This window comes from Winogradskyella pacifica (assembly GCF_013403915.1).
GTDB lineage: Bacteria > Bacteroidota > Bacteroidia > Flavobacteriales > Flavobacteriaceae > Winogradskyella > Winogradskyella pacifica.
In genome coordinates, this window is record NZ_JABFDI010000001.1 from 106,423 (window position 1) to 129,904 (window position 23,482).

19 protein-coding genes and 1 riboswitch are annotated in these 23,482 nt (G+C 33.6%); of the genes, 13 read left to right on the top strand and 6 right to left on the bottom strand.

Annotation, left to right across the window (positions count from 1 at the left end):
- Window positions 1-6: 6 nt before the first annotated feature.
- The 4 genes from HM984_RS00430 to HM984_RS00445 all read right to left on the bottom strand — a co-directional run bounded on the left by HM984_RS00430 (window position 7) and on the right by HM984_RS00445 (window position 3,681).
- Complete coding sequence (locus tag HM984_RS00430; RefSeq protein ID WP_179347677.1) at window positions 7-672, bottom strand: NAD(P)H-binding protein; 666 nt, start codon at window positions 670-672, stop codon at window positions 7-9.
- Window position 673: 1 nt separating this feature from the next.
- On the bottom strand, window positions 674-1,258 hold the full coding sequence (locus HM984_RS00435) for a TetR/AcrR family transcriptional regulator (RefSeq protein WP_115808885.1): 585 nt from the start codon (window positions 1,256-1,258) through the stop codon (window positions 674-676).
- A gap of 126 nt (window positions 1,259-1,384) precedes the next feature.
- Window positions 1,385-2,707: a Na+/H+ antiporter NhaC family protein gene (locus HM984_RS00440; protein ID WP_179347678.1), complete on the bottom strand. Its 1,323-nt coding sequence runs from the start codon at window positions 2,705-2,707 to the stop codon at window positions 1,385-1,387.
- A gap of 54 nt (window positions 2,708-2,761) precedes the next feature.
- A riboswitch (SAM-I-IV-variant riboswitch) is annotated at window positions 2,762-2,859 on the bottom strand.
- Between the two features lie 84 nt (window positions 2,860-2,943).
- Entirely contained in the window at window positions 2,944-3,681 is a 738-nt protein-coding gene (locus HM984_RS00445) for an NUDIX hydrolase (protein WP_179347679.1), read from the bottom strand.
- A 352-nt stretch (window positions 3,682-4,033) separates the two neighbouring features.
- Between HM984_RS00445 and HM984_RS00450 the strand changes: the two genes are divergently transcribed.
- Genes HM984_RS00450 through HM984_RS00460 form a run of 3 tightly spaced genes read left to right on the top strand, consistent with a single transcriptional unit; the run spans window position 4,034 to window position 8,217 of the window.
- Window positions 4,034-5,749 (top strand): purine-cytosine permease family protein, encoded by a 1,716-nt coding sequence (locus HM984_RS00450; protein ID WP_179347680.1) that lies wholly within the window; start codon window positions 4,034-4,036, stop codon window positions 5,747-5,749.
- A gap of 5 nt (window positions 5,750-5,754) precedes the next feature.
- On the top strand, window positions 5,755-7,257 hold the full coding sequence (locus HM984_RS00455) for a mannitol dehydrogenase family protein (RefSeq protein WP_179347681.1): 1,503 nt from the start codon (window positions 5,755-5,757) through the stop codon (window positions 7,255-7,257).
- On the top strand, window positions 7,258-8,217 hold the full coding sequence (locus tag HM984_RS00460; RefSeq protein WP_179347682.1) for a carbohydrate kinase family protein: 960 nt from the start codon (window positions 7,258-7,260) through the stop codon (window positions 8,215-8,217).
- Between the two features lie 96 nt (window positions 8,218-8,313).
- On the opposite strand, the gene HM984_RS00465 is transcribed toward HM984_RS00460, so the two are convergent.
- The gene (locus HM984_RS00465; RefSeq protein WP_179347683.1) at window positions 8,314-9,051 is read right to left on the bottom strand and encodes a hypothetical protein; all 738 of its coding nucleotides are present in this window, start codon (window positions 9,049-9,051) and stop codon (window positions 8,314-8,316) included.
- 207 nt (window positions 9,052-9,258) lie between these two features.
- Window positions 9,259-10,152, bottom strand: coding sequence for an AraC family transcriptional regulator (locus HM984_RS00470; protein WP_115808878.1), 894 nt, complete (start codon window positions 10,150-10,152; stop codon window positions 9,259-9,261).
- A 186-nt stretch (window positions 10,153-10,338) separates the two neighbouring features.
- On the opposite strand from HM984_RS00470, the gene HM984_RS00475 reads away from it, so the two are divergent.
- The 10 genes from HM984_RS00475 (at window position 10,339) to HM984_RS00520 (ending at window position 23,474) form a co-directional block, all read left to right on the top strand.
- Entirely contained in the window at window positions 10,339-11,841 is a 1,503-nt protein-coding gene (locus HM984_RS00475; RefSeq protein ID WP_218844994.1) for a BCCT family transporter, read from the top strand.
- A gap of 69 nt (window positions 11,842-11,910) precedes the next feature.
- Window positions 11,911-12,540, top strand: a complete 630-nt coding sequence (locus HM984_RS00480; RefSeq protein ID WP_179347684.1) for an alpha-ketoglutarate-dependent dioxygenase AlkB family protein — start codon at window positions 11,911-11,913, stop codon at window positions 12,538-12,540.
- 216 nt (window positions 12,541-12,756) lie between these two features.
- A complete protein-coding gene (locus HM984_RS00485) occupies window positions 12,757-13,431 on the top strand; it encodes an NAD(P)H-dependent oxidoreductase (RefSeq protein WP_179347685.1) in 675 nt (224 codons plus the stop codon).
- A 185-nt stretch (window positions 13,432-13,616) separates the two neighbouring features.
- Entirely contained in the window at window positions 13,617-14,213 is a 597-nt protein-coding gene (gene kefF, locus HM984_RS00490) for a glutathione-regulated potassium-efflux system oxidoreductase KefF (RefSeq protein ID WP_179347686.1), read from the top strand.
- 3 nt (window positions 14,214-14,216) lie between these two features.
- Window positions 14,217-16,106: a monovalent cation:proton antiporter-2 (CPA2) family protein gene (locus HM984_RS00495; RefSeq protein ID WP_179347687.1), complete on the top strand. Its 1,890-nt coding sequence runs from the start codon at window positions 14,217-14,219 to the stop codon at window positions 16,104-16,106.
- Between the two features lie 248 nt (window positions 16,107-16,354).
- A complete protein-coding gene (locus HM984_RS00500) occupies window positions 16,355-16,975 on the top strand; it encodes a MarC family protein (protein ID WP_115808873.1) in 621 nt (206 codons plus the stop codon).
- Window positions 16,976-17,244: 269 nt separating this feature from the next.
- Window positions 17,245-17,748 carry a GbsR/MarR family transcriptional regulator gene (locus HM984_RS00505; protein ID WP_115808872.1) on the top strand — a complete coding sequence of 168 codons (504 nt, stop codon included), beginning with the start codon at window positions 17,245-17,247 and terminating at the stop codon, window positions 17,746-17,748.
- A gap of 11 nt (window positions 17,749-17,759) precedes the next feature.
- A complete protein-coding gene (locus tag HM984_RS00510; protein WP_115808871.1) occupies window positions 17,760-18,887 on the top strand; it encodes an efflux RND transporter periplasmic adaptor subunit in 1,128 nt (375 codons plus the stop codon).
- Window positions 18,888-18,909: 22 nt separating this feature from the next.
- Entirely contained in the window at window positions 18,910-22,047 is a 3,138-nt protein-coding gene (locus HM984_RS00515; protein ID WP_179347688.1) for an efflux RND transporter permease subunit, read from the top strand.
- Window positions 22,048-22,052: 5 nt separating this feature from the next.
- Window positions 22,053-23,474 (top strand): efflux transporter outer membrane subunit, encoded by a 1,422-nt coding sequence (locus HM984_RS00520; RefSeq protein ID WP_179347689.1) that lies wholly within the window; start codon window positions 22,053-22,055, stop codon window positions 23,472-23,474.
- The last annotated feature ends 8 nt before the right edge of the window (window positions 23,475-23,482 follow it).

Here is a 23,482-nt window from a genome sequence, read left to right on the forward strand (position 1 = left end):
TCTTTTTTAAGCGTTGATTCCTAATTTATTAATGTCATCTGACGTTATAATCACATCAGCATAATGGTTTGTATTTGCTAAGTGTATCATAGCTTGCGCTATGGTTTCTGCATTCACTATTTTATATTTTTTTAATTTACCGATGAATAAAGGCTGAATTACTTTAAAAATCACCAATCCTATTTTTTCTAATAATCTAGATTCTTGTCTCTCACCACCAATTAAAGATGGTCTTAGAATAAATGTCTTTTTAAGCTGCTGCTTTAAGACGTTGTGTTCCATTTCTCCTTTTGTCTTATTGTAAAACACAGTACTATTTTTATTGGCTCCCATTGCTGAGATGACTAAAAATGCAGGGATGTTATTTTCTTTTGAAAGCTTTGCAGCGGCAACCGGAATTCCGAAATCTATTTTCTTATAAAGTGTTTTGTCTGGTGTCTTTTTCGCCGTGGTACCAATACAGCAATACACCTCGTCTGCTGTAAAATCATCTTTAAATTGGTTAAGCTCTAATAGATCGCCAATAAATTGTTTGACTTTATTTGGTAAACCTTCAATTTTTGAGCGTGAAAACAATTTAATGGTATCGTAACGGTCGTCTTCAATTAATTTTTGAAGTACTAAACCACCAGTTAAACCAGATGCACCTAATATGATTGCTGTTTTTTTCATACTATAGACACGTTTTTATACTGCTCCAAGCCGATTGATAAGCCTCTTCTAAATGTGCTTTATCTAAGGTAAATGATCCTCGTTTTTGAGTCATCATTAAAAAAGATAAAGGGTTGATAGCGTAAGCATATAATATATAATCTGAAAGCGGTTTTATAACCCCTTCTTTTTTACCACGTTCCCAAAGATCGAGTAGTGGTTGTAAGTGCTTAATGCCTTCTTGTCTGCTTTCCTCATCTATCATTGGAGTATTATCACACTGTGCTAAAAACATAGCATGCTCGCATTCATTCAGTTTAAAATCGGCGATGCGTTTCCATATCATTTCAAAGCCTTCTTCAATTGGCATGTTAGGATCAAAATCGGCAAATGCATAATTGGTGTATTCCGCCTTAACATCTATATACGTTTGATTAACTAAGTCTTGTTTGTTTTCAAAGTATAAGTAAATGGTTGCCGGCGACACATTAGCCATTTTAGCAATCTTACTCATAGGAGTCGCATGAAACCCGTTGTTGTTAACCAACTCTATGGTTGCCTTAACGAGTGCATTACGTTTATCTATACTTTTTTGAAGTTTTGCCATTGTGTTTTAATTCTGATGCAAATATATAGCAAAAATGAACGTTCATTCTTTTTTTAACAAAGGTTTATGTTTAACTACTAAACGAGCGTCATAATATTCTAATAAGATGAGTGAGTTCTGTTTAACCTAATCCGTTTTAGAGTTTACGTTAATTTTAGAATTGCTTCTGAATCCAATAAATAGAGTAGTAGACAACAGTAGCAAAACTAAATACCACGTATTAGATACCAAATCCACATACGTAATATTACCATTCGCGAAACTTAAAATCATTAATACTTGCGCGCCATACGGTAAAAGTCCTTGTGTAATACAAGCAAAGACATCTAAGATTGACGCCGTTTGTTTGTTATCTAAGCCGTATTCATCATTAATAGATTTAGCTATAGATCCTGAAATAATAATAGAAACCGTATTGTTTGCAATGGCCGTATTAATAGTGGAAACTAAAGCTGCAATGCCGAATTGCGCTGTTTTCTGATTTCTAATCAGGGTTTTAATTTTGACTAAAATAAATTCGATGCCTCCATTGAAAGCTACCAAAGCTGCTAAACCACCAGTTAATAGAGATAGCAGGAAAATTTCGGTCATGTTGGTAAAACCTGTATAGCTGATTCTTGTAAATTCAATGATTGAAAAATCTCCATAAAACACTCCTAAAATTCCCGCTGAAATAACTCCTAACATCAAGGTTGTAAAAACGTTAATACCTATTATAGATAAAACAATCACAATAACATAGGGAGCAATCTTTAATATGGAATACGAATAGGCGATTGTTTCTGTACTATCTGTTTGCAGACTTAAACCTTGATAAATAAGAATACCAATAGTTACAAGCGCTGCTGGTAAGGCTATTTTTATATTGGCTTTAAATTTATCGCTCATTTTACAGTCTAAAGATTGGGTAGCTGCAATGGTCGTATCCGATATTACCGATAAATTATCACCAAACATGGAACCACCTAATAAGGCTCCGCATAAAATCCCCAAAGAGAAATCACCAGTGTCCGCAAACCCAATCACTATAGGTGCCAAAGCTACAATGGCGCCAACTGAGGTTCCCGTTGAAACGGATAAAAAAGCAGCGATGATAAAGACACCAAAATAAATGTATTGGCTATTAATGAGGTCTAATCCTAAATGAACAATGGTATCTACACTTCCCGTGGCTTTTGTGACGGCCGCAAATGCACCAGCCAGTAAATAAATTAAACACATGGTGAGTATTTTAGGATCTCCACAGCCTTCTAAAAGTGTGCTAATTTTAGAATTGATGGACTGCTTAAACATGAGAAACGCTACAAGGATTCCTGCAATAACAGCAATAGGAGCAGGTAAGGCATAAAAGTCATTTTGAATAATTCCAACACTTAAAAACGTAATGATGAATACAAAAAATGGAATTAAGGCTTTAAAACTTGGGGTAATTGGTTTTATTGACGACATGAATCTGTTTTTTCAGAATCACAAAAAGTAGACAATAAGTAAATACGTGGGAATTGGTGTAACGTTTTTTCCAAAGTATTTGGCTTATCTTATTTAGCACCTTGCTCGTTACTGCAGGTTGCTATCTCTTTTTGAGATTCTTGATAATTAAGTGGGCAAAACTAAAGAGTTTTTAAATACTAAAACTTAAAATTGTGTTATTTTTTTAAACTAAACTTTAAGCTGTGTTTTTCGAATTAAATATTAATCAAGTAATTTTTATGATACATCTTTTTATAAATGTCTTTACTAAACATGTATAACTGTGCTGGTTTTTTAGACACACCAACTTGTTTTTCATCTAAAGGAATGATGTATTTTTTATTAATCAGTTTTCGTCTGAAGTTACGGTTGTCAATCTCTATTCCTAAAATGGATTCGTAAAGATCTTGCACGTCATTAATGGTGAATTTATCTGGAAGTAATTCGAATATAATAGGTTCAGCTAAGCATTTTGTTTTTAAATCTTCATGCGCTTCTTCAATAATCTGTTGATGATCGAATCCTAATTCTGGTAATTCTCTAAGCGGAAACCACTTGGCCTCATACTTATTATTATCAACATCAACATCTTCTGTTTTTAACAAGAAGTAATACGCTATGGTAATCGTTCTAAGGTTAAATTCTTGATTTTGAACCCAAATAAGATCCTTTTCATTTGATAAACGATCTGGATTTCCAAAGGCCTTAAACTGTTTTTTATACTGATTGGTCAAACCTGTTAGCTCCTTCAATACACGAGTTGCTGATTCATCTAAAGTTTCATCGTCATACACATGATATCCTGTAAGTACATAATCATCAACCAAGACATCCTTAGTCGTTTCAGATTCTAAATACCGTTTTATCAGTAGCACATTTAATGATTTGGTATTGGTATCGTATCCAAAAACCACGCAATCTACAGATAAATTAAGAATTTTATTAGGTGCCATAATATCAAATTATGTGATAAATGTAAATAATTATACCGAATAAACGTCATTATTACATTAATTATTAATTTATTGAATTCCTTATAAACAAAGCTTTTAAGTATCAATATACCATAGTATCAAGATAATATGATATATTTTTATATTTCAAATTAACAGTTATTCAAATATTATTTTATACATTTGACTAATAAACGTAAAAATGACGTTTATAAATATAACAGGATTAGAATTGTTAATACACAGAATTACAATTGCGTAATTCTTTATTCAGAACATAACCTAACGAGAAATACAATGGCATGTACGTCAGAATAAAATATTTAACAAGACTAATTTTAATTTATAAAACATGAGCGCAACCAATGATTTTCAGCAATTTGAAAGCTTAGAGGACGAACAATTACCAATTGCGAAACATAAATTACACAATTGGACGCATTTTGCTGGTATTTATGCCGCCGAGCATGTTGCTGCAACGGAGTTTGTTATTGGTGCTACTTTTGTAGCTCTAGGAGCTACAACAAAAGATATTCTATTAGGTTTATTAATAGGTAATATCTTGGCTGTTTTAAGTTGGACGTTCATTACATCTCCTATTGCTGTAGATACGCGATTAAGCTTATACACCTATCTCAATAAGATTGCAGGAGATTCAATGACCAAACTTTACAATTGGGCTAATGTCATTATTTTCACAGTAATTTCTGCAGCAATGATTACGGTATCTGCTACAGCTGTTAGGTTTGCGTTTGATATTCCACCACAATTAAACTGGTATCCCACCAATTCTTGGTTTGTACTTATCGTATTAATTGTTGGATCAGTCGTTGTTTCTATAGCTATTTATGGTTTTAAAGCCGTTTCAGAATTTGCTGGTATTTGTGCTCCTTGGTTATTTGTGATGTTTACGTGTGGTGCTTTTGTGCTGTTACCGGCCTTATCCTTAGAAGTATTAGGTAAGCCATTACCAAATGGATGGGCCGATTTTATAAGCTTAGGTGACCAATCTATCTGGACAGGAGTGAACAGTGATGGAGAAGCGGGTATCGGTTTAACAGAAGTCATTGGTTTTGCTTGGGCTGCAAATACCATTACGCATTTTGGACTTATAGATATGGCCTTATTCCGATTTTCTAAAAAGAAAATATACGGATTAACAACGAGTACAGGCATGATGTTTGGCCATTATGTCGCTTGGATTTCTGCCGGAATTATGGGGGCTGGTGCAGCTGTTATCATCGGGAAATCTATAGTAGAACTAGATCCAGGTGATGTCGCTTATTACGCCTTAGGATGGTCAGGCTTTGTTATTGTAATTGTAGCAGGTTGGACGACCGCAGTTGCTAATCTTTATAGAGCTGGTTTGGCAGCACAAGCGATATTTAAAAATCATTCGCGTAAAAAAACCACCATAGCAGTTGGTTTAGTTACTATAGTCGTGGCCTGTTTTCCGTTTGTATTTTCTCAAATACTACCATTACTTACTTATGCTGGTTTATTAGTGGTGCCGGTTGGAGCCATTGTGTTTTCAGAACATCAAATATTTCCTCGAATTGGTTACACACGCTATTGGTTACACTATCGCCAATTAACGGTTAGCACTCCGGCTATTGCTTCTTGGGCACTTGGTCTTGTGTTTGGTTTTGGACTCAACGCATTAAATGTCATGTCTTTCTTTTATCTGTTTATACCAACTTGGATATTCACAATCGTAGTCTATACCTTTTTAGCAGGACGCTATGGTGCTAAACGTAAGTATCCAGAAGCTGAAGAAAAAGAAAGAATACGCAACATCAACATCTCAAAATTTCAAGAGCAAAAAGCAGAAGGAGAGCGCATAATCATTAAAGACACATCACTTTTTACTAAATTATTAAGAGGTATTTCTTTACTTGTTTTACTCATTACGGTTGTCTTAGCCTGTAATGTGTTATTTGGCAGTGAAGATGCGGAGATGTACACACAAAATAGAGAGGTATTTTATAAGTATGCATTTATCTGTACCGTAATATATTTTGTAACAGCCTATTGGGCACTTAAGCGTGGAAAAATAAAAAACACCTAAATATCATGGAACATAACATTAAACTTAATCAAAAGAATTTAGGAGAAATTTCAAAAAGAATTTCTTGTCCAACTTACGATAGAAGCCAACTCAAAACGGGTATTGTACATATTGGTATTGGTGGTTTTCATAGAGCTCATGAAGCTTATTATACCGATCAATTACTACACAATACCGCTATAACCGAATGGGGAATTTGTGGAGTGGCCTTACTGCCTTCTGATACTAACATATATAACACGTTAAAAGCACAAGATGGTCTTTACACCTTAATGGTTAAAGAGTTTGATGGCTCACTGACCAAGCGTGTTATTGGCTCTATTACCGAAATCCTTTTTGCCCCAGCAAATCCGATACAAGTCATTCAAAAAATGGCGAGTCCAGAAGTTAAAATAGTCACCTTAACCATTACAGAAGGTGGTTATAACTACAATGAAGCTACAAAATCATTTGACAAAGAGAATCCTGCAATTCTTCATGATATCGCTAATCCATCAGCACCAAAAACCGTATTTGGCTATTTAACTCAAGCTTTAAAATTGAGAAAAGAGAACGGAAGTAAAGGATTTACCATTCAATCTTGCGATAATATACAAGGCAATGGAGATATGACCAAAACAATGCTTTTGAGTTATGTGCAAATGGCAGAACCAAGTTTGGTAGCGTGGATAGAAAAACAGGTGTCCTTTCCAAATAGTATGGTAGATCGTATTACACCGGCAACATCACCTAAAGATATTGAAAGGTTACAAACAGAAGCAGGTATCGATGATGCTTGGCCTGTGGTGTGCGAACCGTTTAAGCAATGGGTTATTGAAGATGATTTTGTAAACGGCAGACCACTTTGGGAAGCTGTAGGAGCGCAGTTTGTTGAAGATGTTGTGCCTTACGAAAAAATGAAATTAAGCCTATTAAATGCAGGACATACAGTCCTTGGTGTTTTAGGAGCATTATCGGGTTATGCAACAATAGATGAAGCGGTTCATGATACTCAAATAAGCATGTTTTTAAAACATTATATGGATACTGAGGTTACACCAACTTTAGCAGATTTGGAAGGTGTAGATTTAGAAGCCTATAAAGCATCCTTATTGCAACGTTTTGGAAATGTAAACATTAAGGATCAAATAGACCGGATTTGTTCGGAAAGTTCCGCTAAAGTCCCGATTTTCGTTTTACCAACAGTCACAAGCAATTTAGAATCGAATAGATCTATTGACTTTGCCGCTTTTTTAATCGCAGCTTGGGCAATTTATAGCTTAGGGAAAGACGACAACGGAGTAGATTTAAACATAAAAGACGCTATGGCAACCACTTTACATGATAAAGCGGTAGTCGCATCAAACGGAAATCCCACAGCATTTTTAGAAATTGAATCTGTTTTCGGACAACTTAAAACTTCAGAACGCTTTGTTGAAGCTTACACTTCAGCGTATCAAAATATAACAAAACTCGGTACCAAAAAGAGTGTTCTTAATTTGAACAACAAGAACTTAAATACGATCTAAATGAAAAACATAGTTTGTTTTGGAGAAGTGTTATGGGATGTATTTCCTAACCGCAAAAAAATAGGTGGAGCACCTTTAAATGTAGCCTTACGGTTGCAATCCTTAGAGAATAATGTGTCTATAATCACCCGGATTGGTGACGATTCAGATGGCGATGGTATTTTTCAATTTATAAAAGAAAATGGAGTTGCTGTTGATGATATTCAAATAGATTCAGAATTAAAAACGGGAGAAGTGGCCGTTTCATTAAATGAAGAAGGTTCCGCTTCTTATACAATAAATTACCCAAGAGCTTGGGATCGTATTCAATTGACAAAAAGCGCTAAAGCTATTACTTTGGCTTCAGATGCTTTTATATTTGGAAGTCTAAGCGCTAGAGATTATAATTCTAAACAGACACTTTATTCCCTTTTAGAAATTGCTTCTTATAAGGTCTTTGATGTCAATCTTAGAGCTCCATATTACACTAAGGAGGTTTTGAATCATTTGATGGAGTCTTCGGATTTTATTAAGTTTAATGATGATGAAATCATAGAGATCGTTACACATCTTATTATGAAAGCTGCCGATTTTAAAAAGTTCAGCAATCATGAAATTTCAGAAATCATTGATAAGCTAAATTCAGAAACACAGAACTTAGAAGGTAGTATAAAATTTATTGCGCAGCAGACCCATACAAAATCAATTTGTGTCACATTAGGCTCAAAAGGAGCGATACTATTTTATAATGACACGTTTTATTACAATAAGGGACATAAAATTAATGTCGTAGATACGGTAGGTGCAGGGGATTCTTTTTTAGCCGCTTTAACGGATAAATTACTCAAAGGAGAAGCACCACAAACCGCTATTGATTTTGCTTGTGTCGTTGGTGCTGTTGTAGCGAGTAGTGAAGGAGCTAATCCTAAACTGAATCCGAATGACATAGACGCCTTATTAGCTAAACATATAAATTGCTAAACTCTAGAACCCTAACTAGTAGCAATTTCAGAAAAGCTTTGTGATGTAATCATAAAGCTTTCTTTTTTAATAAAAATCTAAAAACGCATCGCTTTTCTAAATAAATTTTTCTTTAATATCCTCTAGTTTTATAACCTTGGTTTTAGCAATAAAATCCATAAATAGATACATGGCTATTATATGGCAACTCACTGCTAATACCGTAAACGTTTTATCATATAACAAAAACTCATTAATAACAATTAAGGTAATTTGAAAAAAGGTAAAAATACTAGATGCTAATAAAACGGTACCATTATGGTACGTGTCTCTTATATAAATTATAGCAACCGTTATGTTGTAAATGATTAAACTAACACTACATATAATAAGAAAGAACACGTCAATACCGGGTAGAAAACTAATAACCAGGTCCAAAATGGAATAAAGGACATAAAAAATCAATATTGAGCTAACTATAACTGAAAAGGATAATAACGATTTTAACTTACCTTTATGTAAATATTTCTTGAGACTCAACGCGCAGCATATTAAATATACAGAAGCAAATATAGCAATCCAAACAAAACAATTTTCAAAACAAGAAGACGCTAACAGATCAGAAACTAATATGGCCAACAAGGCTATAATAAATAACGGATTAGCTTTCTTTTTGGTGAGATTTATGTATTTGAAAATAATAGAAAAGATAACAATAGGTAAAACATAAACAAGCTGTTCTCTTTCTAGGCAGATACTCACAATTACGGTTGCTAAAAATGAAATATAAAATAGACCATCAATAAAAGTTGTCTTATTAAAAAAACGAATATCGACGTCTCTAGTTTTAGTCATTAAAAGAAAAAGTATTTGTTATCATAGTACCAAATATACTTAATTTGTTTTTTAAAAAAGGACTCAATCCATTTAGAATCAGTCTTTATACTGTTTATTTATGTTTCCACAATATAAAATAAATTGTCCGAAAAAAAGTACATTTACAAGTAATAGTTATCCATTAAGACAAGGGGTAACTAATGACAAGAGAAATATATATTAGACCTATGCACGAATAGTCGGTACACAAGTTCCTCTTTTTAGCATCATATATTCACCGTTATTTTTAAACTCACGGATCGAAGTGCCAGCGTAACGCTTAAAGGTTTTAGACAAGTGACTAACATCTGTAAATCCGAGCTCATCAGCAATCTGAGTTAATGTAAAATCGGAATTTAGTAAACGTATTTCCACTAACTTCAATTTCGCTTTAATAATGTATTCGCGCAAAGACATGTGGACTTGTTTTTTAAAATATTCACTAACATAAGTCGAAGACATCATAAAAACATCCGCTAAGTTTTCGACTTTTAGTAATTCTGTTTTGTCTATGTTTTCATTAATATAAGTAAGCATTTTGACAATTCTGTCGTCACTGTTGTTTGGAACTTCAAAATAATTACTCTTTTTAATATTTCTGATAAGTATTTCTAGAACACTCGTCATAAGACTTGTAACAAGGTTAATTGAAGACTCCCCGTAACTTCTAGATTCTTGCAAAATCATTTCTATTAAACTTCCTAAATGATTTCTATCGATTTCGTTTTTAATAATATCTCCTGGCAATTGATTGTAGTTAGATAATATATAGGACGCCTCTTTAAACCATTCATTTCGGTCTATATTGATTCTATTTACATTCTTAAAAAAAGAATCCGTAAATTTTAGAAATACAAATTTTGTTTGTTTTTCTATGTTGAATGAATGACATTTTAAAGGAGGTAATAAAAAGATACTGCCTTTGCTGTAGCTGACATCATTATAGTTAATACACTGAGTACCGTATCCGTCTTTAATTAAAACCAATTCGAAAAAGTTGTTTTTAACAGGACGCTGTTTCCATTCTGTTAATTCTATTTCTTGTATTTCGAAAGGCTTAAAAGCTTCAATTATATGCATTTTGGTGTGTATTAAGGATAACTTGAAGCAAATTTAGTTGAAAAAGAATTACAAATCCATAATTCCACTTTACAAACCTTTTAAAGTACATTATTATCCCGCTTATGTACAAAATAGGTTTCAATTTAGGGAGGCAGGAATTAGGATTTACATTCTAATCCTTATTTTTGCATAAACCTAATTCTCTTGATTTTAAAGCTTCTTAGAAAACATTCCATTTTATCTATTTCTGTAGGCATAATATTCACCTGTAGCTTAATCGTGTTTTTTGCAACAGAAGCAAGTTATAGCGCCATTGAAAGTGCTTCTTTATGGGTTCGGAATTATTTTGGCTATTTCTATTTATATCTAGGTTTTGGATGTGTGTTGGCACTCATATTTATTGCTTTTTCCAAATATGGAAACATAAAACTTGGGAAACCCTCCTCTAAACCAAAATATTCACTTTGGTCTTGGACAGCTATGTTATATAGCGCAGGAATGGGGTCTGGTATTTTATTAAGAGCAGTACAAGAACCTGTTTTTATGCAGCAAAATCCACCTTATGCATCCGAACTATCACCTAATATTTTAGCACTAGAGTTTACCTTTTATCAATGGGGACTAACAGCTTGGGCATTTTATGGTCTTTTTGCTATGGTTGTTGGCTATGCGTTGCATGTTAAAAAAAAGAAAGTCAGAATTAGTGCGACTATTGACGACCATATAAAAAGTAATTTTTTAAAAAAAGGCGTCGATGTTACGACAATTATAACCACTGTTTTTGGACTAATCGCAGCAATTGGTCTTGGAACAACCCAAATTAATGGAGGCCTCAATCATATTTCAGATTATGACTTCGGACTTACAACAACCATAGCGCTTTGTGTTTTTATTTCAACAGTAGCATGTTATTCTGCTTGGCAGGGTGTAAATAAAGGAATTAAAATATTTTCAACACTAAATATCATTGTCACTTTTGCTATTTTAATATTTGTGTTTACAACAAGCGATATGGGGGCTATTTTGGTTGCATTTGCTAAAACAACCCTAAATTATATTGTAGATTTTGTTCCCATGAGTTTAGCATTGGGATCTTATAATCCTGGTTTAGAGTTTTTAACCGATTGGACCTTCTATTATTGGGCATTTTGGTTGGCATGGGCGCCTTTTACAGGAATATTTATCGCCCGAATATCCAAAGGTCGCACCATAAGACAATTATTGTTAGGGGTTTTAATTATTCCTTCTTTAGGTACCTTTTTTTGGTTCTCCGTTTTTGGAACCTCTGCTTTTCATTTAATTGAAGACTGGGGCGTATATAATAACGAATTTAGTAATGTATTTGCTTCTATATTTGTGTTCTTTGAGCACTATCCGTACGCAACAGTTTTAAACATTACATCCCTGTTTTTATTGATAAGCTTTCTAATAACCTCTGTAGATTCTGCCGTATTTGTATTGAGCATGTTTACGGATAAAGGATCTAAAAACCCAAGTAAAATGCATCGCCTTATTTGGTCCGTTTTCATTTTACTAGCAACAATCGCTTTGATACTTTTAGGAAATTCTAAAGCGAATATCAATGTTTTAGAAGCTGTGCAACGCTTATTAATTATAACCTCATTGCCTTTTTCTTTTTTCATCATTATTATGTTGGGCTATTTTATAAAAGACCTCAGGAAAAAGACAATTGAAAGAAGTAAATAACACATGATTTTTCTGTTAGTTTTTTACTTTTTTCGCGATTAACCTATAAATTATTTGGAGCATAATAACATGGATCTATTCAATCAAACTGACTTATTTTCTACGGATGAAGTTATTAAAACAACATTTGATTTGCCAGGCGCTGATGTAACTTTATTTGAGAATTTTTTCTCTACAAAAGAAAGCAATAGACTTTACGCTAGCTTACTTAAAAATACCATTTGGGAACAAGACTCCATGACCATTTATGGTAAGCAAGTTAATTTACCTAGATTAACAGCTTGGTATGGAGATACAGCAAAAACGGTGTCTTATGCTGACAACAATCGTAAAATGCTTCCATGGAATGCCGATTTAAAATGCATCAAAGAACGGGTAGAGCAGGAGGTGAGCATAAAATTCACCCGCTGTTTACTTAATTATTATAGAGATGGAAAAGACAGCGTCGATTGGCATCAAGATTATGAAGAAAGTCAACGTGAAAATACAGTTATTGGATCTGTTACTTTTGGAGCCACAAGACCTTTTCAATTAAAACACGCAACGCGCAACGATCTAAAACGAATTTCTATTCCGTTAGCTCATGGAAGTTTACTACTCATGCAAGGTGCGACACAAAATAACTGGAAACACAAAATACCTAAAACTTCAAAACCAATTCAACCTAGAATTAATCTTACTTTTAGATGGATCAAATAAACTTCTACACGTAAGAATAGAGGTTTGTTTGTTTCTAAAAGGTATAAACAGGAGTAAACGACAGTGTTATTTTACTTAAATTATAAAAATCACAAGGTTTAAAAGCATCAAAACCTTTATTTCTACCAATATCACCTTTTTTCGTACTTAAATAAGAAGAAGGATGCCTCTACATTTGCGTTAAAATACTAAACAACCTTTTAAAAAACATATAAAATGAATACACCAAATATTACAAAAGAAGACATCTTAAACGCGTTTAATTTTAGACATGCAACAAAGGAATTTGATGCCACTAAAAAAGTATCAGATGAAGACATGAAATTCATCCTAGAAACAGCACATTTATCACCAAGTTCATTTGGTTTTGAACCTTGGCATTTTATCGTAGTTCAGGACAAAGAATTACGTGAGTTATTAAAACCTGTAGCTTGGGGAGCACCTTTAAAATTAGATACTGCAAGTCATTTTGTATTAGGTTTAAGTATGAAAGCACCAATGGTTAAGCACGATTCAGAATATATTATGCACATGATGAAGAATGTAAAACAATTACCACAAGAGGTTATTGATATGTACTCTACATTTTACAGAGAGTTTCAAGAGCGTGATTTTGATTTAGATACCGATAAAAAGTTATTCGATTGGTCTTCTAAACAAACCTACATTGCTTTAGGTAATATGATGACTGCTGCCGCCTTAACAGGCATTGATTCGTGTCCAATTGAAGGGTTCCATCAAGAAAAAGCAGAAGCCTTATTAAAAGACAAGTTTGGAGTCGACACAGATAAATACGGGTTATCATTTATGGCTGCTTTTGGGTATAGAAAAGCAGATCCAGAATTCGGAAAATCAAGACGTAATTTTGAAGATATCGTGACGTTTAGATAAACATTTCTGAAGAATTAATTTTTTGTCATTTTGAAGGCAGTAAAGAATCTTTCAAAACATAGCCCTCTATGGTGAGAACTTCGGAATTATTAATGCGAAAAAAATAAGCACATTATTAAGTATCACAAACTCAATAGTAGCATAAGGTATTCATCAATCAAATCTTTTTCAGTTAAATTTGTCAGATGAAAAAAATATTAGTCCTTTTTTCCCATCCTAAATTTGAGAAATCTAAGGTAAATGCGGCGCTCGTTAATCATATAAAAGACATGGAAGGTATCACGTTTCACGACTTATATGAACGTTATCCAGATTTTCATATCGATGTGAAAGCTGAAAAAGAACTACTTGAAGCGCATGATATTATAATCTGGCATCATCCATTTTACTGGTATAGTTGTCCTCCATTAATGAAACAGTGGATTGATTTGGTTTTGGAATTTGGTTGGGCTTACGGTCCCGACGGAAATGCGTTGTTATCTAAAACATGTTTAAATGTGATTACAACTGGTGGCGCAAGAGAAGTATATTGTTCTGAAGGCACAAATAGTTTTACGGTGAATCAGTTTTTACGACCATTTGAACAAACTGCAAATTTATGTGGTATGAATTATTTACCACCATTTGCTGTCATGGGAACACATACGTTAACTGAAGACCAATTAGCAAACCATGTGAGTCAATATGGAAAATTAATTTATTTACTTCAACAAAATTTGACGTTAGACGATTTTAATGGCTGCTTTTTTCTGAATGATATTCCGCAACTTCAACCACAATAATATATGACAGGAAGTATACTTTTTGAAGCTATCGTATTTCTATTAGGTGCCATTATATGTGTATCTATAGCCAAACGATTAGGATTAAGTTCGGTAATAGGATATTTGTTGGCAGGTGTTTTAATCGGTCCTTATGTTTTAGGTTTTATAGGAAATGAAGGAGAAGATATTATGCATTTTGCCGAATTTGGTGTTGTCGTTATGCTGTTTTTAATTGGATTAGAAATTGAGCCCAAGAACTTCTGGAACATGCGAAAAACCATTATTGGAATGGGTGGTTTACAAGTAGGAGGTACGATGCTGCTTTCTTATATGCTATTTACCTTTTTGGGTTATGATTGGAAAATAGCGCTTGTTATCTCTATGGCTGTCGCGCTATCGTCTACAGCAATTGCAATGCAAACCATTAAGGAAAAAGGGTTGATGGATACCACATTTGGCACGTCATCGTTTTCAATTTTATTGTTTCAAGACCTTATTGTTATTGTGATGCTTGGAGCAATGCCTTTGTTAGTGAGCACAGATGCTGTTTCTTCTGCAGATAATCATAAAGAACATATTAATTTATTAGATAATTTACCAATGGGTTTTCAAACCTTGGCTATTATTTTATCGGTTGTCTTAATCATTGTTGCGGGTAAATACTTAATTGTACCCATGTTACGTAAAGTCGCAAAAACAGAAGTACGAGAATTATTAATTGCGGCAGCACTTTTAATTGTCTTTTCTATTTCTTTTTTGATGGAGTATGTGGGCTTAAGTCCAGCTTTGGGTGCATTTTTAGGTGGAGTCGTATTATCAAATAGTGAATTTAAACACGAACTTGAAAGTACGCTTGAACCTTTTAAAAACCTACTATTAGGTTTGTTTTTTATGGCTGTAGGTGCCTCAATTAATTTTATTGTTATTGCAAAAAGCCCGCTGACCATTGGCGGAATATTACTGGCTATTATCGTCATAAAAGCAGCTGTCTTATTTGTAACGGGTTATGTTTTTAAACTGAAATTAGATCAGAAATTATTGCTGACGTTTGGATTGGCACAAATTGGTGAATTTGCATTTGTATTATTATCATTCGCTTTTGGGTTGAATATTTTAAATCAAGAACAAATGGATATGATGCTTGTAATAACAGCATTAAGCATGTCACTCACTCCAATTATAAGTATTATTAATGAACGATTGATTCTTCCAAGAATTGGAACTAAAGAATCTGTACAACGACCGATGGATCATATTGCAAAATCGCAAAAAATAATCTTGGTTGGTTTTGGACATTTTGGGAGTACAGTTGGGCGTTTTTTAAGATCACATGGTGTTGAAGCTACCATTTTAGATCAAGATTCTAATCGTGTAGATTTTCTAAGAAAGATGGGATTTGAAGTATATTATGGAGATGCCACTCGTTTAGACTTGTTAGAATCTGCCGGAATAGCCGAAGCCAAAATCCTAATTTGCGCAATTGACAATCCTAGTGTTACGAAGCACGTAACTAAAATGGTCAAAGAAAAATATCCACATGTTGAGCTTATGATTCGTGTTAAAAATAGATATGAAGCCTACGATTTATTAAATTTAGGAATGGAAAACATATATCGCGAATCGCTAGAAACCTCTTTAGTTTTAGCAAAAGATGTATTAAGCAAAATGGGCTTTAGAAAACATACCTTAAATACACAAGTTCATAATTTTATTAAATATGATGAAGCGATAATTAGACGTTTAGCTAAAGAACTGAAACCAGGTGACGACAGCTATATTTTTAAAGCTCGACAAGAATTAGAGCAACAAGAAAAATTCTTAAATGAAGATTTTAAAAGAGGCATTGTAGAGTTTGATAATCAATGGGATAGCGAGCACATTAAAAAAGCTTTAGAAAAGACCAAAGATTAAATACGGTTGTTTTTCACTAGTACCTGCTGATGCTTAGGATACAATAAAAACCAATGATCTATTCAATAGAACTCTTACCATATAAAAAAGAAACGCTATTTAATGAAGCATTTTCCATAAAACGTATCAAATTTTGTATCTTTTGAAACGCAATACATAATATTGATTTAAATCTTAATAAATAAAATTAGTTAAGAGATAAAGAACTAGTTTTGCTTTTTTTTTTGAAAATCAAAATTTTCCGTCAAATGGATAACTTAATTACATTTTGTATAACCGTATTTACCGGTTTTTTTGCCATCACAAATCCGATATCAAACATGACGGTTTTTGTGGCCTTAACCCAAGGTGCAAATAAAAAAACAAAAGAAGACATTAATAAAAGAGCAAATATCATTGCCTTTATAATTGTTACGGTCTTTGTATTGTTAGGGAAATTTATTTTTGAGTTATTTAATATTAGTATCCCTGCCTTTAAAATTACAGGGGGGATTTTAATATTTTATATTGGTTTTGAAATGCTGCAATCTAAACAATCTAATGTTAAGAGCCTTAAACATGTAGATATTGATGAAAACATTGCTGTATCACCATTAGCCATTCCTATTTTAGCAGGCCCAGGAACTATTGTTACAGCGATGAACTTTGTAGCTAATGTAGAACCGATTCACATTATTTTAGTCATAGCTATATTTGGGCTGATGAGTATACTTGCTTATATCACATTTAGATTAAGTGATAACATTGTTAGATTGGTAGGTAATAACGTCATCTCTGTTATTGGTAAAATTATGGGATTAATTATTGCCATTATTGGTACTGGTATGATTATTCAAGGTATTAAATTATCTTTCAATTTAATGTCTTAATTCACACATAAAACTTACAAGTCATTAATATTAATGTAACTAAATACGCAGAACTACAGACCTATTTAGATATGCGTATCTGCATTGACCTTAAATATATTACACGTATTTATACCATCATTTTATAGTCTTTTTTTAGTCCGTTAATTATTTTAACATTCATTTAACTTCGATTAGTTCGGTTTGTTCCGAACCTATAGATATATTTGCATAGAATTTTACTGTTCTTGATAATTTTAGTTTCAAAATCAGTAGCAAATAGTTAAACAATGAAAGAAAATATCTGCCAAAAAAAAATGGGCTTAGTTGAGAAACTCGGTGTTCATTTGGAGAACAGAGAGCAATTGGCTCCTGTCGCTGCGCGAATTTTGTCTTACGTTATACTCACTGGTAAAAGAGGAGCTACATTTGAAGACTTAGTAAGTCTTCTTTGTGCAAGTAAGAGCACCATCTCAACGCACCTTAATCATTTACAAGATTTAAACAAAATTGAGTATTTCACAAAAACAGGAGATCGCAAAAAGTATTTTGTCATTAATAAAGATACTATAGTACAACATGTAGACCGAATGATAAGTCATTGGCAAGAAGAACGCGAAGTGCACATCGAAATTAAAAGTTATAAAGACAAACAAAACAACGAAAAAATCGAAAATGAAGACGAGAAGTTCGATTTAACATTTCATAACGATTATATCATGTTTATAGACGAAGCGTCTTCTTCTGTAAAAGCCCTAAGAGAAAAATTAATAAACAACCAATTCAAAATTTAAAGTAAAACGAAATGAAAAAGACTAATTTATATACTATCCTAGGATTATTCTTAGTTATTGTCAGTTGTGGCGATAAGCAAAATGCTACAGCAGCACCATCTCAAGCTCCACCAGCTCCTTTTCCGGTGACTCAAATACAAACGATGACAGTAACAGGACATACAGAATATCCTGCAACGATTGAAGGTATTGTAAATAGTGATGTAAGAGCTAAAACATCTGGTTATATTGAAAAAGTATATGTTGATGAAGGTCAGAAAGTACGAAAAGGACAAACGTTATTTAGACTAGAAACTCAGTCTTTAAGTCAAGATGCTGGTGCAGCAAAAGCTCGTGTTAATGTGGCACAAGTAGAAGTTGATAAATTAGTGCCTTTAGTAGAAAAGAACATTATAAGTGCTGTACAATTAGAAACAGCAAAAGCTAATTTAGCTCAGGCCAAAGCTAATCTAAGTGGTGTTTCTGCAAATATTGGTTATGCAACAATTAAAAGTCCTATTGATGGCTATGTGGGTTCAATTAATTTTAGAGAAGGAGCTTTAATTAGCCCAAGTGACGCACGTCCATTAACAACTGTAAGTGAGATTGATCAAGTATATGCTTTCTTTAGTTTTAACGAAGCACAATACATCAACCATTTACAAAGATCTGAAGGAAAGACGAAAGCAGAGCGTATTAAAAATTCTCCAGACTTGAGTTTGATTTTAGCCAACGGAAAAGAATATTCTGAAAAAGGAAGAATTCAAACTAGCACAGGGCAAGTCAATCAAAATACAGGAACTATAAAAATAAGAGCCGCTTTTGATAATCCTAATGAAATTTTAACCAATGGAAACAGTGGTAAAATAAAGTTTCCAATAGAATATAAAGACGCCATCGTAGTTCCTCAAACGGCAACATTTGAGCAACAAGGAAATATTATGATTTTTAAACTTGGTGCTGAGAATAAAATTGAGACTGCAATTATAAAAGTACAAGGTACTGTAGACAATCTATATGTTGTAGAATCTGGCTTAGATACCAATGATAAAATTGTAATAACTGGAGTTGGTAAATTAAGAAACGGTATGGTGATTTCTCCGCAAGACACACCTTTTGAAGAGGCTATTAAACAGATACCTACTTTATTTAAAAACTAATTAACCTAGAAACATAGTAATCATGTTAAAAACATTTATTGAAAGACCTGTGCTTTCAACAGTAATCTCTATTATTATAGTGTTACTTGGAGTTATTAGTATTTCAAGTTTACCTATAGAAGAGTATCCAGATATTGCACCGCCAACCATTAAAGTTACGGCGAATTATACAGGTGCAAATGCAGAAACCGTTTTAGAAAGTGTTATTATTCCTATTGAAGAACAAATCAATGGAGTAGAAGGTATGACGTATATTACCTCTACAGCATCTAACACAGGAGCGGCGGAAATTACAGTGTATTTCGATCAAACCATCGATGCAGATATTGCAGCTGTAAACGTTCAAAACCGTGTGGCTAGAGCAAACCCATTATTGCCTCAAGAGGTGATTCAAACAGGTGTAACCACTCAGAAACAAGAAACAAGTGCATTAATGTTCATTTCTATGTATTCTGAAAGTGAGGATTATGATGCTACATTTATTCAAAACTACTTAAAAATTAATGTTATCCCAGCAATGCAACGTATTAGTGGTGTTGGTGATGTTAGTGTCTTTTCACAACAAGATTACGCCATGCGTATTTGGTTAAATCCTGAAAAATTAGCCTCATATGGTTTAATACCTTCTGATATTTCTGCCGCTTTAGCTGAACAAAATTTAGAAGCAGCTGCAGGTTCTTTAGGACAGAATAATGGGGAATCATTTTCGTACACATTAACGTATAGCGGTCGTTTTAAAGACGAAAGTCAATACAGTGATATTGTTATAAAAGCCTTAGGAAATGGTGAATTTTTAAGATTGAAAGATGTTGCAACTATTGAATTAGATGCACAATCCTATTCTTCTAACGCAATGAGTTTAGGAAATCCTGCAGTATTTATGGGGATTTTTCAAACTAAAGGTTCTAACGCCCAAGAGATTATTGAAAATATTAAAACCACACTAGAAACGGTAAAAGCGGATCTACCAAAAGGTTTAGATATTTTTGTACCATACGATACCAGTTTATTTTTAAATGCCTCTATAGACAAAGTAGTAACCACGTTATTAGAAGCCTTTTTATTAGTATTCTTAGTTGTTTTCATCTTCTTACAAGATTTTAGATCAACTTTAATTCCTGCAATTGCAGTACCCGTTTCTATTATTGGTACCTTCTTTTTCTTGAATGTATTTGGGTATTCCATTAACTTATTAACGCTATTCGCATTAGTACTCGCCATTGGTATTGTGGTAGATGATGCCATTGTTGTTGTAGAAGCCGTCCATGCGAAAATGGATGAAGGAGAACACAATCCTAAAAAAGCAACGTTAACAGCGATGAACGAAATTTCTGGAGCGATTATCTCAATTACGTTGGTAATGGCAGCCGTATTTATTCCTGTAACATTTGTAACCGGTCCAACTGGTGTGTTTTATGAGCAATTTGGTGTCACCTTAATTATTGCAATTCTTATTTCGGCAGTAAACGCCTTAACTTTAAGTCCGGCATTATGTGCCTTATTATTAAAAGGACATAAAGAAGATGAAGAATTAAAAGGCAAAGGTCCTTTAAAACGTTTTTATACCTTATTTAATCGTGGGTTTAATGCTACTGTAGAGCGCTACGGAAGATCACTTCACTTTTTATATAGAAGAAAAATTGTTTCAGTACTACTTTTAGTTATTGCAGGTGTCGGAATTTATTGGGCATCTAACACCACACCTACAGGATTTGTACCAAATGAAGATAGAGGAATTATTTTCGCGAATATTGAATTACCTCCTGGAGCATCATTAGATAGAACAGATGCCGTATCGAGACAATTATATGAAAAAATTGAAGGTATAGAAGGTATCGTAGGTGTTAACTTTATTAAAGGTCGAAGTTTAATTAGTGGTGCTGGTAGTAACTTTGGTTTCGGAATTATAAAATTAGAAGATTGGGGAGAGCGTAAAGACGACGCACTTTCTGCACAAGCGATTACCGGAAAATTATTTGGTATTGCAGCATCAATTCCTGAAGCTAATATTATTTTCTTCTCACCGCCAAGTATTCGTGGTTTTGGTAATTCGGCTGGTTTTGAAATTAACTTATTAGATAAGTTTGGTGGCGAATTTGCAGATTTAGATAAAGCAAAGAATGATTTTACGATGGCTTTAATGCAACATCCTGAAATTAAATATGCGACGTCTTCATTCAACACTAACTATCCACAGTATGAAATGGAGGTTAACGTTCCTTTGGCTAAAGAAAAAGGAGTTTCGATAACGAGTATATTTTCAACTTTACAAGGGTATATCGGTGGAATTTATGCTTCAGATTTCTCTAAATTCGGAAAACAATTTAGAGTGTATATTCAAGCATTACCAGAAGATAGAGCAGATGAAAGTGCTTTAAATAGTATGTATGTTAGAACTGATTCTGGTGAAATGACACCAATTACACAGTTTGTAAACTTAAAGCGTGTGTATGGTCCACAATCGGTAACGCGTTTTAATTTATTCAACTCAACAACTATTACAGGTGCTACCAACGATGGCTTTAGTACAGGTGATGCAATTAAAATAATTGAAGACGAAGTTGCTAAACTACCGAGTAATTACACAGTTTCTTATTCTGGTTTAACACGAGAAGAGGTGAATGCTGGTAACCAAACGACCTTTATATTTATACTAAGTATTCTGTTTGTGTATTTCTTATTAAGTGCACAATATGAGAGTTACTTGTTACCATTTGCAGTGGTATTATCATTACCGTTTGGTGTATTTGGAGCGTATATAAGCACGAAGTTCTTAGGCTTAGAAAACAACATTTATTTCCAAATTGCATTAATCATGCTTATTGGTCTATTAGCTAAAAACGCCATACTTATTGTGGAGTTTGCGCTGCAACGACGAAAGAATGGTGAGTCGATTGTAGATGCAGCAATCCATGGAGCAAAAGCACGTTTACGTCCAATTTTAATGACATCTTTCGCCTTTATTTTAGGATTGATGCCATTAGTATTAGCAAGTGGAGTTGGAGCCGAAGGTAACAACTCAATAGGAACAGGTGCAGCAGGTGGTATGCTTATTGGAACTATTATGGGAGTCTTTGTAATTCCTATATTATTTATATTATTTCAGTGGTTACAAGAAAAAGTTTCAAGTAAACCAGTAACACAAACTATTGAAGATTAAAAACTATGACATCGATTATAAAACATAGAAATTTTAGTAAAGGCTCATTATTGCTAATTGTTGCGATTACATTACAAAGTTGTTTTGTGGCGCAAGATTATGTAAGACCTGAATTAGAATCGGAAACTGAAACCTTATACAGAACAGATAATCTGCCAACAGATAGTATATCTATGGCAGATGTATCTTGGAAAACATTATTTACAGATCAATACCTTCAACAATATATTGAAGAAGGTCTACAAAATAATATGGACGTTCGTATAGCGATTCAGCAAATGGTAGCAGCAGAAGCTTATGCTAAGCAAGGTAAAGCGGGTTATTTACCATCTGTAAATGTGGGTACCAACTGGACGCATCAAGAATTATCTAAGAACACCCAATTTGGTGCATTCTTAAGTGATACGTCTACAGATCAATTCGATATTACAGCAAACTTATCTTGGGAAGCTGATATATGGGGAAAAATCCGAAGCAATAAAAGAGCAACACAAGCTGGTTATTTACAAAGCGTAGCAGGACATCAAGCTGTAAAAACACAGCTGATTTCTAGCATTGCAAACACCTATTATAGTTTAATAGCCTTAGATGCTCAGTTAGAAGTGACTAAGCAAACCATTGCAACAAGAGAAAGCGGTGTAGAAACTATTAAAGCGCTAAAAGATGCAGGTCAGGTGACACAAGTGGCAGTAGATCAAAATATCGCGCAATACAATAATGCAAAAGCATTACAAGTAGATATTGAAACTGCTATTTTTAAAACAGAGAATACATTAAGTATTTTATTGGGTAAATCTGGGCAAGATTTTGAACGCAACAGTTTAGATATTCAAAAAATTGAGCAAGACATAAAACTAGGTGTACCAGCAACTTTATTGAGCAATAGACCAGATGTTATGGCGGCTGAGTATAGCTTAATTCAATCTTTTGAATTGACTAATGTAGCGAATAGCAACTTGTATCCATCTTTAACCTTAACGGCAGCTGGCGGATTACAAAGTTTAGAGTTAGACGATTTATTTAGCGCCAATTCATTATTTGCTAATATTGTGGGTGGATTAACACAACCGCTTTTAAATCAGCGTAAGCTTAAAACTCAAAAAGAAGTGGCTATTGCACAACAAGAGCAAGCCTTACTTCAGTTTAAAAAGACCTTGTTAGTTGCAGGAAGTGAAGTGTCTAATGCCTTATTTTCTTATGAATCTGAAACTAAAAAATTCGAGTTTAGAAAGAACGAAGTTGAAGCCTTACGTACAGCCGAAGCTAATTCAGAAGAATTACTTAAAAATGGTTATGCTAACTATTTAGATCTTTTAACAGCAAGACAAAGTGCCTTAAGCGCAGAGCTTAATATTATAGATAGTCAATTGCAACAATTAGTATCTATAGTAGATTTATACGAAGCGCTTGGTGGTGGTTGGAGATAAAATAGTGT

Bases quoted from the DNA above. Each gene is read 5' to 3' on its own strand.
- HM984_RS00430 (WP_179347677.1), bottom strand. From the start codon at position 672: ATGAAAAAAACAGCAATCATATTAGGTGCATCTGGTTTAACTGGTGGT.
- HM984_RS00435 (WP_115808885.1), bottom strand. From the start codon at position 1,258: ATGGCAAAACTTCAAAAAAGTATAGATAAACGTAATGCACTCGTTAAG.
- HM984_RS00440 (WP_179347678.1), bottom strand. From the start codon at position 2,707: ATGTCGTCAATAAAACCAATTACCCCAAGTTTTAAAGCCTTAATTCCA.
- HM984_RS00445 (WP_179347679.1), bottom strand. From the start codon at position 3,681: ATGGCACCTAATAAAATTCTTAATTTATCTGTAGATTGCGTGGTTTTT.
- HM984_RS00450 (WP_179347680.1), top strand. From the start codon at position 4,034: ATGAGCGCAACCAATGATTTTCAGCAATTTGAAAGCTTAGAGGACGAA.
- HM984_RS00455 (WP_179347681.1), top strand. From the start codon at position 5,755: ATGGAACATAACATTAAACTTAATCAAAAGAATTTAGGAGAAATTTCA.
- HM984_RS00460 (WP_179347682.1), top strand. From the start codon at position 7,258: ATGAAAAACATAGTTTGTTTTGGAGAAGTGTTATGGGATGTATTTCCT.
- HM984_RS00465 (WP_179347683.1), bottom strand. From the start codon at position 9,051: ATGACTAAAACTAGAGACGTCGATATTCGTTTTTTTAATAAGACAACT.
- HM984_RS00470 (WP_115808878.1), bottom strand. From the start codon at position 10,152: ATGCATATAATTGAAGCTTTTAAGCCTTTCGAAATACAAGAAATAGAA.
- HM984_RS00480 (WP_179347684.1), top strand. From the start codon at position 11,911: ATGGATCTATTCAATCAAACTGACTTATTTTCTACGGATGAAGTTATT.
- HM984_RS00485 (WP_179347685.1), top strand. From the start codon at position 12,757: ATGAATACACCAAATATTACAAAAGAAGACATCTTAAACGCGTTTAAT.
- kefF (WP_179347686.1), top strand. From the start codon at position 13,617: ATGAAAAAAATATTAGTCCTTTTTTCCCATCCTAAATTTGAGAAATCT.
- HM984_RS00495 (WP_179347687.1), top strand. From the start codon at position 14,217: ATGACAGGAAGTATACTTTTTGAAGCTATCGTATTTCTATTAGGTGCC.
- HM984_RS00500 (WP_115808873.1), top strand. From the start codon at position 16,355: ATGGATAACTTAATTACATTTTGTATAACCGTATTTACCGGTTTTTTT.
- HM984_RS00505 (WP_115808872.1), top strand. From the start codon at position 17,245: ATGAAAGAAAATATCTGCCAAAAAAAAATGGGCTTAGTTGAGAAACTC.
- HM984_RS00510 (WP_115808871.1), top strand. From the start codon at position 17,760: ATGAAAAAGACTAATTTATATACTATCCTAGGATTATTCTTAGTTATT.
- HM984_RS00515 (WP_179347688.1), top strand. From the start codon at position 18,910: ATGTTAAAAACATTTATTGAAAGACCTGTGCTTTCAACAGTAATCTCT.
- HM984_RS00520 (WP_179347689.1), top strand. From the start codon at position 22,053: ATGACATCGATTATAAAACATAGAAATTTTAGTAAAGGCTCATTATTG.